This is a genomic window from Pseudomonas sp. G3-19, assembly GCF_054855875.1.
Genome location: NZ_JBMPIQ010000001.1, coordinates 1 through 15,683, shown reverse-complemented (window position 1 = coordinate 15,683; position 15,683 = coordinate 1). Strand labels below are relative to the sequence as shown.

Annotated in this window: 16 protein-coding genes and 1 pseudogene; 15 read left to right on the top strand and 2 right to left on the bottom strand. The window is 60.5% G+C overall.

Going from position 1 to position 15,683, the window contains the following annotated elements; genetic code table 11:
- Positions 1–95: 95 nt before the first annotated feature.
- The 5 genes from aroC (at position 96) to mtnC (ending at position 4,313) form a co-directional block, all read left to right on the top strand.
- A complete protein-coding gene (aroC, locus tag ACOYXI_RS00085) occupies positions 96–1,187 on the top strand; it encodes a chorismate synthase (RefSeq protein WP_027613332.1) in 1,092 nt (363 codons plus the stop codon).
- Between the two features lie 31 nt (positions 1,188–1,218).
- A complete protein-coding gene (locus tag ACOYXI_RS00080) occupies positions 1,219–2,364 on the top strand; it encodes an MFS transporter (RefSeq protein WP_461674098.1) in 1,146 nt (381 codons plus the stop codon).
- Positions 2,361–2,987, top strand: coding sequence for a methylthioribulose 1-phosphate dehydratase (locus ACOYXI_RS00075; RefSeq protein WP_007959997.1), 627 nt, complete (start codon positions 2,361–2,363; stop codon positions 2,985–2,987). Before ACOYXI_RS00080 ends, ACOYXI_RS00075 begins: the two co-directional genes overlap by 4 nt.
- A gap of 92 nt (positions 2,988–3,079) precedes the next feature.
- A complete protein-coding gene (locus ACOYXI_RS00070; protein WP_027613329.1) occupies positions 3,080–3,625 on the top strand; it encodes a 1,2-dihydroxy-3-keto-5-methylthiopentene dioxygenase in 546 nt (181 codons plus the stop codon).
- Between the two features lie 4 nt (positions 3,626–3,629).
- The gene (gene mtnC / locus ACOYXI_RS00065) at positions 3,630–4,313 is read left to right on the top strand and encodes an acireductone synthase (protein ID WP_098967926.1); all 684 of its coding nucleotides are present in this window, start codon (positions 3,630–3,632) and stop codon (positions 4,311–4,313) included.
- Between the two features lie 192 nt (positions 4,314–4,505).
- Here the strand turns inward: mtnC and ACOYXI_RS00060 are convergent, their stop codons facing one another.
- Complete coding sequence (locus ACOYXI_RS00060) at positions 4,506–4,784, bottom strand: DUF3509 domain-containing protein (RefSeq protein ID WP_027613327.1); 279 nt, start codon at positions 4,782–4,784, stop codon at positions 4,506–4,508.
- Positions 4,785–5,163: 379 nt separating this feature from the next.
- On the opposite strand from ACOYXI_RS00060, the gene ACOYXI_RS00055 reads away from it, so the two are divergent.
- The 10 genes from ACOYXI_RS00055 (at position 5,164) to ACOYXI_RS00010 (ending at position 14,475) form a co-directional block, all read left to right on the top strand.
- The gene (locus ACOYXI_RS00055; protein ID WP_461674097.1) at positions 5,164–7,002 is read left to right on the top strand and encodes a long-chain-acyl-CoA synthetase; all 1,839 of its coding nucleotides are present in this window, start codon (positions 5,164–5,166) and stop codon (positions 7,000–7,002) included.
- A gap of 97 nt (positions 7,003–7,099) precedes the next feature.
- Entirely contained in the window at positions 7,100–7,618 is a 519-nt protein-coding gene (locus ACOYXI_RS00050; protein ID WP_461674096.1) for an ankyrin repeat domain-containing protein, read from the top strand.
- Positions 7,619–7,820: 202 nt separating this feature from the next.
- Complete coding sequence (locus ACOYXI_RS00045) at positions 7,821–8,351, top strand: hypothetical protein (protein ID WP_135295284.1); 531 nt, start codon at positions 7,821–7,823, stop codon at positions 8,349–8,351.
- Positions 8,352–8,422: 71 nt separating this feature from the next.
- Positions 8,423–8,614, top strand: coding sequence for a PLDc N-terminal domain-containing protein (locus tag ACOYXI_RS00040; RefSeq protein WP_007960694.1), 192 nt, complete (start codon positions 8,423–8,425; stop codon positions 8,612–8,614).
- Between the two features lie 255 nt (positions 8,615–8,869).
- Positions 8,870–9,745 (top strand): polyamine aminopropyltransferase, encoded by an 876-nt coding sequence (gene speE / locus ACOYXI_RS00035; RefSeq protein ID WP_041068886.1) that lies wholly within the window; start codon positions 8,870–8,872, stop codon positions 9,743–9,745.
- 289 nt (positions 9,746–10,034) lie between these two features.
- Complete coding sequence (locus tag ACOYXI_RS00030) at positions 10,035–10,268, top strand: hypothetical protein (RefSeq protein WP_027613323.1); 234 nt, start codon at positions 10,035–10,037, stop codon at positions 10,266–10,268.
- Between the two features lie 212 nt (positions 10,269–10,480).
- Positions 10,481–10,828: a ribonuclease E inhibitor RraB gene (locus ACOYXI_RS00025; RefSeq protein ID WP_007960698.1), complete on the top strand. Its 348-nt coding sequence runs from the start codon at positions 10,481–10,483 to the stop codon at positions 10,826–10,828.
- Positions 10,829–11,302: 474 nt separating this feature from the next.
- Complete coding sequence (locus ACOYXI_RS00020; RefSeq protein WP_083366520.1) at positions 11,303–12,712, top strand: circularly permuted type 2 ATP-grasp protein; 1,410 nt, start codon at positions 11,303–11,305, stop codon at positions 12,710–12,712.
- Positions 12,713–12,724: 12 nt separating this feature from the next.
- Positions 12,725–13,675: an alpha-E domain-containing protein gene (locus tag ACOYXI_RS00015; protein WP_027613321.1), complete on the top strand. Its 951-nt coding sequence runs from the start codon at positions 12,725–12,727 to the stop codon at positions 13,673–13,675.
- Positions 13,672–14,475: a transglutaminase family protein gene (locus ACOYXI_RS00010; RefSeq protein ID WP_098967930.1), complete on the top strand. Its 804-nt coding sequence runs from the start codon at positions 13,672–13,674 to the stop codon at positions 14,473–14,475. The genes ACOYXI_RS00015 and ACOYXI_RS00010 overlap by 4 nt, the downstream gene beginning before the upstream one ends.
- A 120-nt stretch (positions 14,476–14,595) precedes the next feature.
- Here the strand turns inward: ACOYXI_RS00010 and ACOYXI_RS00005 are convergent.
- Positions 14,596–15,367: pseudogene (locus ACOYXI_RS00005) on the bottom strand (c-type cytochrome).
- Between the last annotated feature and the right edge of the window lie 316 nt (positions 15,368–15,683).

Sequence of the window (15,683 nt, the reverse complement as noted above, 5' to 3'; positions counted from 1 at the left end):
CCAACACCACTAAGGTTCGAGGATGAACTACTCGGTTAGCCTGCGTATACTGGCGCGCATCACGAATTCGGGTTTGATTTCACGGAGCGTCCTGCATGTCCGGCAATACCTACGGCAAGTTGTTCACTGTCACCACCGCTGGCGAGAGCCATGGTCCGGCGTTGGTCGCCATTGTCGACGGCTGCCCGCCGGGCCTGGAGATCTCCCTCGAAGACCTGCAGCGCGACCTCGATCGGCGCAAGCCAGGCACCAGCCGCCACACCACCCAGCGTCAGGAAGCCGATGAAGTCGAAATCCTTTCCGGCGTGTTCGAGGGCCGCACCACCGGTTGCTCGATCGGCCTGCTGATCCGCAACACCGACCAGAAGTCCAAGGACTACTCGGCGATCAAGGATCTGTTCCGCCCGGCGCACGCCGACTACACCTACCACCACAAATACGGCGAGCGCGACTACCGTGGTGGCGGTCGCAGCTCGGCGCGGGAAACCGCGATGCGTGTGGCGGCAGGTGCGATTGCCAAAAAGTATCTGGCCAGCCAGGGCATCGTCATCCGTGGCTACATGAGCCAGCTGGGTCCGATCGAAATCCCGTTCAAGACCTGGGATTCGGTGGAACAGAACGCGTTCTTCAGCCCGGATCCGGACAAGGTCCCGGAACTGGAAGCCTACATGGACCAGTTGCGCCGTGATCAGGACTCGGTCGGGGCGAAGATCACCGTGGTTGCCGAAGGCGTGATGCCGGGTCTCGGCGAGCCGATTTTCGACCGCCTCGACGCTGAACTGGCGCATGCGCTGATGAGCATCAACGCGGTGAAAGGCGTGGAAATCGGCGCCGGTTTCGCCTGCGTCGCCCAGCGCGGCACCGAGCATCGCGATGAACTGACCCCGCAAGGTTTCCTCAGCAACAATGCTGGCGGCATCCTCGGCGGCATCTCGTCCGGTCAGCCGATCGTCGCGCATCTGGCACTGAAGCCGACGTCGAGCATCACCACCCCGGGCCGTTCGATCGACATCCACGGCAACCCGGTGGACGTGATCACCAAGGGCCGTCACGACCCGTGCGTCGGCATCCGCGCCACGCCGATTGCCGAAGCGATGATGGCCATCGTGCTGATGGATCACCTGCTGCGTCATCGTGGGCAGAACGCCGACGTGCGCGTCAGCACCCCGGTGCTGGGTCAGCTTTGATGGTTGATCGCCAAGCCGTCGCGGTCTGACCGTGGCGGCGCTCCCGTACTGGCGGCTGTCCAGTTTCTATCTGTTCTATTTCGCCTTGCTCGGTTCGACAGCGCCGTTTCTGGCGCTGTACTTCGATCACCTCGGGTTCAGTGCTGCGCGGATCGGCGAGCTGGTGGCGATCCCGATGCTGATGCGCTGTGTGGCGCCGAACATCTGGGGCTGGCTCGGCGACTACACCGGCAAACGCCTGGCCATCGTGCGCTTCGGCGCGGTGTGCACGTTGCTGACGTTCTCGCTGATTTTCGTCAGCAAGACCTACGCCTGGCTGGCGATGGTCATGGCGTTGCACGCGTTCTTCTGGCACGCGGTGCTGCCGCAGTTCGAAGTCATCACTCTCGCGCATTTGCAGGGGCAAACCGCGCGCTACAGCCAGATTCGCCTGTGGGGCTCGATCGGTTTCATCATCACCGTGGTCGCGCTGGGCCGACTGTTCGAATGGCTGAGCCTCGACATCTACCCAGCGGCGCTGGTGCTGATCATGGCCGGCATCGTCCTCAGCAGCCTGTGGGTGCCGAACGCGCAGCCACCGCAAGGTAATCGGCCGAGCGGGGAGGGCTTTCTCAAGCAGCTGCGCAGCCCCGGTGTGCTGGCGTTTTACGCCTGTGTCGCGCTGATGCAGATGAGCCACGGCCCGTATTACACGTTTCTGACCTTGCACCTTGAACGCCTCGGTTACACACGCGGCACAATCGGCATGCTCTGGGCCGTGGGCGTGGTCGCCGAGGTGCTGATGTTCATGGCCATGAGCCGGATTCTCGCGCGGTTTTCCCTGCGCCGCGTGCTGATGGCGAGTTTTCTGCTGGCGGCGCTGCGCTGGTTGCTGCTAGGTTCGTTCGCCGAATTCCTCTGGGTACTGTTGTTGGCCCAGGTGCTGCACGCGGCGACCTTCGGCAGCTTTCATGCGGCTGCCATCGCGTTCGTGCAACGTAGCTTCGGTGCGCGTCAGCAAGGTCAGGGTCAGGCGCTGTACGCGGCGCTGGCCGGCACCGGTGGCGCGCTGGGCGCGTTGTATTCCGGTTACAGCTGGAATGCCCTCGGTGCGACATTGACCTTTAGTATTGCCAGTCTCGCGGCGCTCGCTGCTGCCGTTATCATTGCCACACGTATGCAAGAGGACAGGCCATGAGCCTTACGCGTGAACAGCTCGCCCAGCAGATCGTCGACGCCGGGCGTTTCCTTTATGGTCGCGGCTGGTCGCCGGCCACCAGCAGCAATTACTCGACGCGTCTGTCGCCGAGCGAAGCGCTGCTGACCGTGTCCGGCAAGCACAAGGGCCAGTTGGGCCTGGACGACGTGCTCGCCACGGATTTGTCCGGCAACAGCCTGGAACCGGGCAAAAAGCCCTCGGCCGAAACCCTGCTGCACACCCAGCTGTATAGCTGGCGCCCGGAGATCGGCGCGGTGCTGCACACCCACTCGGTGAACGCCACGGTGCTGTCGCGCCTGACGCCGCAAGACTTTATCGAGTTCGAAGACTACGAACTGCAAAAAGCCTTCAGCGGCATCTCGACCCACGAATCGCGGGTGCGCGTGCCGATCTTCGACAACGATCAGGACATTGCGCGCCTTGCCGCCAAGGTGCAGCCTTGGCTCGACGCCCATCCCGATTGCGTCGGTTATCTGATTCGCGGCCACGGCCTCTACACCTGGGGCGCGCAGATGAGCGATGCCCTGCGGCAGATCGAGGCCTTCGAATTTCTGTTTGAATGCGAGTTGAAAACCCGCAGCGTCATGAACCGCCAAGGCTGACTTCACCCGAAGCCGCCCATTTGCCTGATGAAATGCACTGCCCGACCGGTCTGCAAGAACCGGACGGCAAGGCCGATACCGAGGAATTGCCCATGAGCAGCCTGTCCGTCTATCACGTATCCAGCCCCGAGATTCCGAACAAGGTGCTGACCCATTTCGAAGACATCGCCTCGACGCTCGCCGAGCAGGGCGTGCGCTTCGACCGCTGGCAAGCCGCCGCGAAGATCCAGCCCGGCGCCAGCCAGGAAGAGGTGATCAGCGCCTATCAGGAGCAGATCGACAAGCTGATGACCGAGCGCGGTTACATCACCGTCGATGTGATCAGCCTCAACAGCGATCACCCGCAAAAAGCCGAACTGCGCGCCAAGTTCCTTGAAGAACACCGCCATGGCGAAGACGAAGTGCGCTTTTTCGTTGCCGGTCGTGGCCTGTTTACCCTGCACATCGACGATTATGTCTACGCGGTGTTGTGCGAGAAGAACGACCTGATCTCGGTGCCGGCCGGTACCAAGCACTGGTTCGACATGGGCGAGCACCCGCACTTCGTGGCGATTCGCCTGTTCAACAACCCGGAAGGCTGGGTCGCGAATTTCACCGGCGAAGACATCGCCGGGCGCTTCCCGCGTCTGGAGGACTGAGCTGATGTCGATCAAAGCCATTGTCACTGACATTGAAGGCACCACCAGCGCGGTGAGTTTCGTTTTTGATGTGCTGTTCCCGTATGCGGCCAAACACCTGCCGGATTTTGTTCGGCAGAACGCCGAACGTGCCGATGTGGCTGAGCAACTCGACGCCGTGCGCCGCGACAGCAATGCACCGCAGGCCGATGTTGAACGGGTTGTTGAAATTCTCTTGAGCTGGATCGAGGAAGATCGCAAAGCCACGCCGCTCAAAGCCTTGCAAGGCATGGTCTGGGCGCAGGGTTACCACGCCGGGCAGTTGAAGGGCCACGTGTACCCGGATGCCGTTGAAGCGCTCAAGCGCTGGCATCAGGCCGGTTATCAACTGTTTGTGTATTCGTCGGGTTCGATCCAGGCGCAGAAGCTGATCTTCGGCTGCTCCGAGGCGGGGGATCTGACACCGCTGTTCAGCGGGTATTTCGATACCACGTCGGGGCCCAAGCGTGAGGCGCAGTCTTACACCAACATTCAACAGGCGATTGGTGTCGAACCGCAGGACATTCTGTTTCTGTCCGACATCGTTGAGGAGCTGGATGCCGCTCAATCGGCAGGCCTGCAGACCTGCGGCCTGGCGCGCGAGGGTGGGGAGCTGGGCAGCCATATCACCGTCGACAGCTTCACCGGCATCGAACCCGAAGCCTTTTAACCACCCTCGATCCAATGTGGGAGCGGGCTTGCTCGCGAAAGCGGTGTGTCAGCCAAATATTTTTGACTGACACACCGCTTTCGCGAGCAAGCCCGCTCCCACACGGAGTTTTGCATCAGCCAAAAAAACAGGCCGGACAGTGAAAGCTGCCCGGCCTGTTTTTGTTTAAAGCTGTTTAAAGCTTCGAATCAATTACAGCGAGTGATACGTCGGCAGGGCAAAACGCTGCTGGCTTTGCAGCATCGCAATCTGCGGCAGCTCACTGGCTTCTTCCGCCAGGTCACGACGGATCGCGCTGATCGCCCACGACAGTTGGTCGGCGTTGTGCATTTGCTGATACGTCAGGGCGCGCTTGAATACTTTGCCTTCACTGCTGCGCAGCGTCAGCAGGATCCCGCCATCGGGACGTGGCGCAGTGGTGACGTTGAAGTTGGAGAACAGCGAGGTAAATTTTTCTTGGATCAGGCTCATGTCTTTCAGCTCCGTATGCACTTGAATGGCAAGCATGCAGAGGAGGTTGCAGCGATTGTGCCAGCACACGAAAAAATAAAAATGCTTATAAATCAATAAGTTAAAAATCGTGAAATTTGCATTCGTCGTGCAATCTGCATGAATGGCCATCGTGCATCCTGCATTTTGCGGGATTCTCATGAGTTGAACGGAACCAAACGGCAAAGTCGTAATCACCGCCGCCAGGCGTGACAGGGCGGATACAAAACATTGCAAAAACCGCGTGTACAGGCCGAGAAGCGCTGACGTATTTTCGATCTCGACCTTGCCCACAACGCAGGTCATGCCCACAGCCCGAACAATAAAAAAACCGGCCGACCAGGCCGACCGGGGAGCTGCCATGCGTCACGCGTCGAGCGACACGATTACCTGGAGCATGATGCTCCGCAAACTGCCGACGATCGCCAAAGCCATCCCGCGGGTGGTCAAGGGCATGAAAGTCGCCAACGTCACGGATCCGACCCAAACGTGCGGCCTCGGCTGGACCTTCGAGCAAGCGACGCTGCGCAATCCAGAGGGGCAGGCGATCTTGCAGGACGACGTCTTGCTGACCTATGCGCAGGTCAACCAGTGGGCCAACCGCATCGCCCACTATCTGAGCGCGCAGGGCATCGGCAAGGGCGACGTGGTCGCGGTGTTCATCGAAAATCGTCCCGAGCTGCTGGTGACCATTCTGGCGCTGGCCAAACTCGGCGCGGTCAGTGCGCTGCTCAATACTTCGCAAACCCGCGACACACTGATTCACAGCGTAAATCTGGTGGCGCCGGTGGCGATTGTCCTCGGTGAGGAATTGCAGCCGGCGTTTGCCGCGATCCGCGAGCAGGTGTCGATCCCGGCGCAGCGCACCTGGTTTATCGCCGACCGTGACACCTATAGCCACCCAGGCATTGCGCCCGAGGGCTACGTCAATCTGATCAGTGCCAGTGCTGACGCCTGCACTGAAAACCCGCCCAGCAGCGGCGAAGTGTTCTTCGACGATCCGTGCTTCTACATCTACACCTCCGGCACCACCGGCCTGCCCAAGGCCGGGGTGTTCAAGCACGGCCGCTGGATGCGCAGCTCGGCCAGCTTCGGCATGATCGCCCTGAACATGACGCCCGACGATGTCGTCTATTGCACCTTGCCGCTGTACCACGCCACCGGCCTTTGTGTGTGCTGGGGCTCGGCGATCAATGGCGCTTCCGGGTTTGCCATCCGCCGCAAGTTCAGCGCCAGCCAGTTCTGGCCGGATGTGCGTCGCTACAACGCGACCACCCTCGGCTATGTCGGCGAATTGTGCCGTTATCTGGTCGATCAACCGCCCAGCGCCGATGACAGCCGTCACGCGGTGCGCAAGATGATCGGCAACGGCTTGCGTCCCGGCGCTTGGGCCGAGTTCAAAACCCGGTTTGCCGTCGAGCACATCTGCGAGCTGTACGCGGCGAGCGACGGCAATATCGGCTTCAGCAATATCCTCAACTTCGACAACACCATCGGTTTCTCGCTGATGGCCTGGGAGCTGGTGGCGTACGACCACGACAGCGGGCAGCCGTTGCGCAGCGCCGATGGCTTCATGCGCAAGGTCGGCAAGGGCGAACAGGGCTTGCTGCTGGCACGGATCGACGAAAAAGCCCCGCTGGACGGTTACACCGATCCGCAGAAAACCGCCAAGGTGGTGTTGCACGATGTGTTCAGCAAGGGCGACCGCTTCTTCAACACCGGCGACCTGCTGCGCAATATCGGTTTTGGCCATGCACAATTCGTCGATCGGCTCGGCGACACCTATCGCTGGAAGGGCGAAAACGTCTCGACCACTGAAGTGGAAAACCTGCTGCTGCAGCATCCGCATATCTCTGAGGCCGTCGCCTACGGCGTCGAAGTGCGCAACACCAACGGTCGCGCCGGCATGGCGGCAATCACGCCCGCCGAGTCACTGGCGACCCTGGATTTCGCCGAATTGCTCGCATTCGCCCGCCAGCGCATGCCGGCCTACGCGGTGCCGCTGTTCCTGCGGGTGAAGGTGAAAATGGAAACCACCGGGACCTTCAAATACCAGAAGACCCGGCTGAAAAACGAGGGTTTCGACCCCGGCCAGACGGGCGACGACCCGATCTACGCGTGGCTGCCTGGCACCCAGACTTACGTGCAAGTGACGGACGAAATTCTGGCCGATATTCATCAGGGCAAATATCGCTATTGAGATTGGCTATAGCCTGACTTGAGAAAAAGGGGGTGACAGCTATCGTCGCGCTCCGGGAAACTGTCGGCTTTGCGATCAACCGAAGTGGAGTTACCCCATGTCTGACCAAAGCCGCCAGATGACCCCTGAAGAAGCTGCCGAATTCACCGAGCAGGTTTTCAACAAGGCACGCGACGGTGATGCGCTGATGCTCGATCGGCTGATCAGCGCCGGTTTGCCGGTGAACCTGAAAAACAGCAAGGGCGACACGCTGCTGATGCTCGCCAGTTACTATGGCCACGTCGACGCCGTGCAGGTGCTGCTCAAACACAAGGCCGACCCGGAGCTGCGTAACGGCAACGGCCAGAGCCCGATTGCCGGCGCCGCGTTCAAGGGCGATCTGGCGGTGGTCAAGGCGCTGGTGGAAGCGGGCGCCGAGATCGAAGGCTCGTCGTTCGATGGCCGTACCGCGCTGATGATGGCGGCGATGTTCAACCGTGTTGAAATCGTTGATTACCTGATCAGCAAGGGCGCCGACCCGCAAGCCAAGGATGCCAATGGCGTCACCGCGCTGGACGCGGCCCGCACCATGGGCGCGGTCGATACCACGGCGCAGCTGGAAAAACTGCTGACCTGAGGACTGTCGAGATTCTGTGGCGAGGGAGCTTGCTCCCGCTCCAGTGCGCAGCGCTGGTAAAAATGGTGAACTCACTGTTTGGGGTCGCTTCGCGCGCCAGCGGGAACAAGCTCCCTCGCCACAGATGTTCTGTGTGCAGCCTGAGGTTGCAATGCGCTATCCTCCGCGCCCTCAAATTCAACCTTCCACAGGATCCGCCCTCATGAAAGCCGCACTCGTCGAACTCATCAGCAAAATCAGCTCCGGCTGCATGGGCGAGGACGAGATCCTGAATGTGGCCGACGAAGCGGCGCAGGCCTACGCCGATGCCGACGCCTTTCTGGCAGCCAACCCGGACATCAACTACGACGACACCTTCCCGATCCCGCTGGGCGAGTGGGTGGTGGTCGGCAGCCTGCCGGAAACCGTGCTGTTCCAGGCTGATACCTACGCTGACCTGTTCGCGCAGATCGTCGCCTCGTTTGGTCCGGGCGTGGATTTCAACCTCAAGCCCAAGCAACTGGCCAAGACCGAAGCGCTGACCGCACTCAACCGCATCCAGGTGCAGATGAGCAGCCTGAACAAGGAAAACGGCGGTTACACGCTGATGAACTTCAGCCAGTTGCTCGACGACGAGCTGCAAGTGGTGCTGGTCTATGGCAACGACGTGCCACGGGTGCTAGAGCTGTGCGCCGAAGTCGGCATCACGGCCGCGCCTTCGCTGGAAGCGCTGAAGGTCGCCGTTCACGTCTGAGCGCAATAAAAGGGAACCCTGCGCGCGACCGTCTATCCTAAAAGTGCATGCCACTATTCTGGAGTGACACCATGGGTTCCACGTTCAACGGTCTGATTGGCCTGATCATTCTTGCCCTCGATATCTGGGCGATCATCAACGTACTGAAAAGCGGCGCCGAGACCGGGATGAAAATCCTCTGGGTTCTGCTGATCATCCTCCTGCCAGTACTGGGCCTGATCATCTGGGCGATCGCCGGGCCACGGGGCAATGTGCGGGTCTGACGCTTTCCCGAAAACACGCTGATCCCCTGTGGGAGCGGGCTTGCTCGCGAAGGCGATTGTTCAGTCGAAACACAGGTTGAATGACACTCCGCTTTCGCGAGCAAGCCCGCTCCCACATTGGTCTTGTGGTAGCTCCAGAGTGTGCCCTGTCGGAGGAAGGTTCGACCTGTCATCTTCGGCAACGTAGAATGCGCGCCTTTCCCGGGCAATCGTCCCCCACGATTGGCGCCCGCGCATTCATCGGAGCACTTGACCATGACCGTAACCAAAACCAGCGAATACCTGGAAACCCTCTACGAAGGCTACGGCCAGCGTTTTCGCATGGAAAAACTGCTGCACGAAGTGCGCACCGAACACCAGCACCTGGTGATTTTCCAGAACCCGCGCATGGGCCGGGTGATGGCGCTGGACGGCGTGATCCAGACCACCGAAGCCGATGAATTCATCTACCACGAAATGCTCACCCACGTGCCGATCCTCGCCCACGGCACCGCCAAGCGCGTGCTGATCATCGGCGGCGGCGACGGTGGCATGCTGCGCGAAGTGACCAAGCACGCCAGCGTCGAGCACATCACCATGGTCGAGATCGACGGCACCGTGGTCGACATGTGCAAGGAATTCCTGCCGAACCACTCCAAGGGCGCCTACGACGATCCACGGCTGAACCTGGTGATCGACGACGGCATGCGTTTCGTCGCCACCACCACGGAAAAATTCGACGTGATCATCTCCGACTCCACCGACCCGATCGGCCCGGGCGAAGTGCTGTTCTCGGAGAACTTCTATCAGGCGTGCCATCGTTGCCTGAACGAAGGCGGGATCCTCGTGACCCAGAACGGCACGCCGTTCATGCAGATCGACGAAGTCAAAACCACTGCCGGTCGCCTGCGCAGCCTGTTCCCGGACTGGCACTTCTATCAGGCGGCCGTGCCGACCTACATTGGCGGTTCGATGACCTTTGCCTGGGGCTCGACCAACCCGGCCTACCGCAAACTGAGCCGTGAAACCCTGCAACAGCGCTTCATCGGCAGCGGCATCGTCACCCGCTATTACAACCCGGAAATCCACATCGGCGCATTCGCGCTGCCGCAGTACGTGCTGCAGGCGATCAACAAGCCGAGCAACGACTGACGCACTATTCCCGGATCGGTGATAGATCCCCTGTGGTGAGGGGATTTATCCCCGACCGGCTGCGCAGCAGTCGTAAAATCGGCAGACGCGTTGGAACTGACACTATGCGTTCGCTGAATTCAGGGACGCTTCGCGCCCATCGGGGATGAATCCCCTCGCCACACAAGCCTGTTTCCCCATCGGTTAATTTTTTTTCATGTTCGTCCGCTGCAATCCTTTTGAACGATCAATCTCGCCAAAAGTCGAGATAGTAGTAAGCCCATTTGCGGGTTTGATCGAGGAGGCACCGATGCAAAAGTGGAAAGTCACTTTCGTGGACGATCATGGTGAAATTGTCGATGAGGTGTTCGAGCGCGCGGAATGCCCCAGCGACGACGAGGCTGCACGCCTGATCAAGGAACGGCTCCTGCCGGTGGCCGCCGAACTGGATATGAACGATCTTGAAGGGCGCACCACCGATGCTGGCGTGAAAAGCCTGAAAACCCAGAACAGCATCGAAATCCGCAGTATCACGCCAATCTGAAATTCTTCCTGTCACTTGAAGCACCAGGCCTTGGCAGCAGCTCTATCTTGGGGCTACTCTGCAAGCGAGATCAGCGAAACAATCGCTAAGGTCTGGTCTTGTCAGCTACATGCTTGTTTCCCGCGTGCAACCACGTTGCCGAAGTACTTTGGCCTGTAAGGCCCGGGGCGGGAATACGGAAAGTCTATCCATCTATCCGAGGGGGACGATTCATGAGCACAGCCTATCAAGAAGACATCAGCAGCAATGTTCTGCGCCGCATGAAAGAAGGCGGTTTCGACTTTTCCCGGTTCCATCCCATCGAGTTCTACGCCATTTTCCCGGACGAGGAGCGGGCGCGCAGGGCGGCAGGCAAATTTCGTGGTGAATCCATCAATGCCCAGGTCAGTGCGCGCGACGATGGCGCCTGGTCGCTGGAACTGAGCAAAGTGATGTACGCAACCTATGACGACATTGGCGATTTCGAGCAAGGTTTCTCTGCCGTGGTCGAGCCGCTGGGCGGCATCATCGAGGGCTGGGGCGTCAAGCAGGAGGTGCGTAACCGCCATCGTCTGAACTGATCTCTGGTTTCAGGTATTGAGCAACGGCTGACCTTCGGGTTGGCCGTTGTCGTTTCTGGCCGCCGAATAGCCCGTGGCAAAACCCTGAAACAAGAATCCCGGGCAAAAAAAAGCCACCGGAGAGGGTGGCTAAAGGGAAGACCGATAAGGAGAGGAAACCGGTCAGGGTTACGGCCTGCGGGGACTGCGCGGGCAGTCCGGATCAGTGGAGCTGAAGTCTTCACCGGGGAAGTTTTCAGCGGATGCGCCGATTATCCGCAGCTCGGTGCGAGCGGTGAAATCAACTCTGACTATGCTGGTGATAGGCGATGCAATGCGTCGCAATGAGGCGGGGGCAATCGGCTTGGGGCATTTGCCGCACAGGAATGGTGCGGTGCTTGCGGCGTGATTATCCAACCGATTGAAATCAAAGCGTTTATGCCGATGGCACGGGCCTTGCGAAGGCCTGTAGGTCCGGGTGACAAGGAGTACGGCATGATCCGCACCTATTTTGATGAAATGTACGATGCCGGCGGCCAGGTCCGCCCGCATTACCGGGAGTTCGCCCGCTGGCTGGCCGACACGCCTGACGAGTTGCTGGCACAACGGCGACGCGAGGCCGATCTGCTGTTCCACCGGGCCGGGATCACGTTCACGCTCTATGGCGACGAGCAGGGCACCGAGCGCCTGATTCCGTTCGACACCATCCCGCGCAGCATTCCCGCCAGCGAGTGGCGGATCGTCGAGCGCGGCTGCATCCAGCGGGTCAAGGCGTTGAACATGTTCCTCGCCGACCTTTATCACGAGCAGCGCATCATCAAGGCCGGGATTATCCCTGCCGAACAGGTGCTGGCCAACGAGCAGTACCAGTTGGCGATGCAGGGCCTGGATCTGCACCGCGACATCTATTCGCACATCTCCGGCGTCGACCTTGTGCGCGACGGCGATGGCACTTACTACGTGCTCGAAGACAACCTGCGTACTCCGAGCGGCGTCAGCTACATGCTCGAAGACCGCAAAATGATGATGCGTCTGTTCCCGGAGCTGTTCGCCGCCCAGCGCATCGCGCCCATCGACCACTACCCGAATCTGTTGCTCGACACCCTGAAAAGCTCCAGCCCGATCGACGACCCGAGCGTGGTGGTACTGACGCCGGGGCGCTTCAACAGTGCGTTCTTCGAACACGCTTTCCTGGCGCGGGAAATGGGCGTTGAACTGGTGGAGGGCGCCGACCTGTTTGTGCGTGACGACAAGGTCTTCATGCGCACCACCGACGGGCCGAAAGCGGTGGACGTGATTTATCGCCGTCTCGATGACGCGTTCCTCGATCCGCTGGCGTTCAACCCCGATTCGATGCTCGGTGTACCGGGACTGTTGTCGTCGTATCGCTCGGGCAACGTGGTGCTGGCCAATGCCATCGGTACCGGGGTGGCGGATGACAAATCGGTGTACCCGTTTGTCACCGAGATGATCCGTTTCTACCTCGATGAAGAACCGATCCTGAAGAACGTGCCGACCTGGCAGTGCCGCAACCCCTCGGAACTTTCCCACGTACTGGCCAATCTTCCGGATCTGGTGGTCAAGGAAACCCAGGGCTCCGGCGGTTACGGAATGCTGGTGGGGCCGGCGTCAACCACGGCGCAGATCGATGCGTTCCGTGAGCGGATCAAGGCCAAGCCCCACGCGTACATTGCGCAGCCGACATTGTCGCTGTCGACCTGTCCGACCTTTGTCGAAAACGGCATTGCGCCGCGTCATATCGACCTGCGTCCGTTTGTATTGTCTGGCCGCGAAACCCGGGTCGTGCCCGGCGGTTTGACCCGTGTCGCCCTGCGTGAAGGCTCCCTGGTGGTGAATTCCTCCCAGGGCGGCGGCACCAAGGACACCTGGGTGGTCGAGGATTGAAGGAAGCTTGCCATGTTAAGTAGAACTGCCTCGGATCTGTACTGGATGTCGCGTTACCTGGAGCGGGCGGAAAACCTCGCGCGGATGCTCGATATCAGCTATTCGCTGTCGCTGATGCCGCAGGACGGTCGCGGCGACGGTTTGCACGAACTGGCGATGCCGCTGTTGATCACCGGCACCCTCGACGATTATCTGGAGCGTCACGGCGAACTGCATGCCGAACGCCTGCTGCATTTCTTCGCCCTGGACGCGGCCAACCCGGCGAGCATCTACAGTTGCCTCGGCGCGGCGCGGGCCAGTGCGCATGCGGTGCGCGGGCGTATCACCGCGGACATGTGGGAGAACATCAACGCTACCTGGCTGGAGATTCGCGGCATTGCCGAGCAGGGCCTCAGTCGTTACGGCATGAGCCGTTTCTGCGAGTGGATCAAGGAGCGCTCGCACCTGTTCCGTGGCGCGTCCTACGGCACGATCATGCGCAACGATGCGTTCCGTTTCATTCGTCTGGGGACGTTCATCGAGCGTGCGGATAACACGCTGCGCCTGCTCGATGCGCGCTATGAAATGGCCGGCGATCAGGCCGAGGCCGTCAGTGACGGTACGGCGCACGCCTATTACCAGTGGAGTGCACTGTTGCGAGCGCTGTCATCGTTCGAGGCCTACACCGAGATCTACCGCGACGCACCCGGCGCCCGGCATGTCGCCGAGCTGCTGCTGTTGCGCGCCGATGTGCCGCGCTCGCTGCGCGCCTGCACCGAGGAAATCGACCAGATCCTCGCCCAGTTACCCGGCGCCAATGGCCGTCCGGCACAACGCCTTGCTGCCGAAATGGACGCACGCCTGCGCTACACCGGCATCAACGAAATCCTCGCCGAAGGCCTGCACGCCTGGCTCACCGAATTCATCCCGCTGGTGCGCCAGTTGGGCAACGCGATTCACAGTTCATACCTGGAGGCTGCATGAGACTTTCCATAAGCCACGAGACCACCTATCACTATGAAGATCAGGTGCGGGCGAGCATCCAGTATTTGCGCCTGACCCCGCACGACAGCGAGCGTCAGCACGTGTTGAGCTGGCAACTCGACCTGCCGCGTCCGGTGCGCGCCCAGCTCGATCCGTTCGGCAATATCCTGCACGTGCTGACCATGGATGAGCCGCACGAAGCGATCATCATCGGCGCCCGCGGCCAGGTCGATATCGACGAATTGCGTGAGGCCGAGCATGAGAGCCAGTCGGCGCTGCCGTTCCTGCGTTTCACCCGGCTGACCGAGGCCGACGAAGGGCTACGGGCGTTTGCCGACAAATCCTGTAAGCAGCGGCGCGATCGCACCGCGCTGATCGACCTGATGCACGGTTTGAACCAGCACATCAGCTATACGCCGGGTTCGACTGAAGTCGACACCAGCGCCGCCGAAGCCTTTGCCGGGCGCGCCGGGGTTTGTCAGGATCACACCCATGCGTTTCTCGCCTGTGCACGCAGCCTGGGGATTCCGTCGCGTTATGTGTCGGGTTATCTGTACAGCGAGGACGCCGAGCATCTGGCCAGTCACGCCTGGGCCGAAGCGTGGCTGGATGACGCCTGGTACAGCTTTGATGTGACCAACCAGTTGGCCCGACCGGAGCGGCATCTGAAACTGGCGGTGGGCCTGGATTATCTGGATGCCTGCCCGGTGCGCGGCATGCGCCGGGGCGGTGGTTGTGAGCAGATGCATGCGAAGGTGTTCGTGTCGCCGACGCCGGTTATTTCCGTGCAACAACAGTAGATCCGGGATACCGCTATCGCTGGCAAGCCAGCTCCCACAGGATTACCGCGAATTCAGAGTCAGCGCTAACCTGTGGGAGCTGGCTTGCCAGCGAAGAGGCCGGTGATATCACCGCAACGCTTATGGTTTAACCTTGCGCCCAGCCATGTGTTGCAAATAGCCGATCAACAACTGCAAATCCCTCTCCGGCAACACCTCTGCCGAAAACCCCGGCATCTTCGCCTGAGGCCACTGGCGCAAGCTCTGTGGATCGCGAATGTAGCGCTTGAGGAAATCGGCGCCGAAATACTCGGGTCGGGTTGTACGGAATATTCAAGTCCGGCCCGAACTGCGCATCCCCCGCACCGTTCAACCGGTGGCAGGCCAGGCAGTTCTTCTGAAACAGCGCAAAACCCTGATTCACCGGGTCATCCGCTTTCAGCTTGGGATCCGGCAACAGCGCCGGGAAGCGCTCGGCCACCGGCGCCATGCGCTTGATGCTCGCCACTTGGAACGGCCATTGCTCAGGGCTGATGTTGCCGGCCTGCGGGTCAGTCCAGCACCAGATAGAACGGCCCGGCGCTGTGTTTACCCTCGGACAGCGGCGGCCACGGCTGCGTCGGGTCTCGATCGCCAGCCAGGCCTGCGCGCCTTTGCTGTTGAGCAGCGGTGCAGCACTGAATTCTGCGGCAAAACCGTCCAGCGCCACGGCTTGCAAGTGATCGTCGGGCTTGATGCCGGTGAGCAGCGCCGCCACGGGCACTTCGGCTTGATAAGTCATGTCCTTCTTGTAGGACACATCGTTCTTGATGGTCAGAGTTTGTGCTTGCGGATGCTTGAGCAACTCTTCGGTCTGCCAGGTGCGACTGTTCGCGCCCAGCTCCAGCGTGAGCTGCGCCGCAGACAAGGGCATGCTCAGCAGCAAGGCCCAGAACACAATGAGCGTTTTCAAATGATCGCCGTCCCTGTCGTGGAAGTGCGCAAAGGTTCGCACAGCCACGCTGGCCCGGGTAGCGGGCCAGTCACATTTTCTGTCTGGCGATAGCGGACGCCTGCCGCTTGAGTCAGCCAATCACCTTGGTCAGATTGGCAGAAAAATTCAACAGCAGCGTTGAAGCGGCGCACGAAAAACGCGAAAGCGTTTCACGATAAATGCGAAAACACGTAACTTGGTTTGTTCCCTGAAAGGTTAATATCGGGGGCTGCCATAGAACGAAATACACACACAT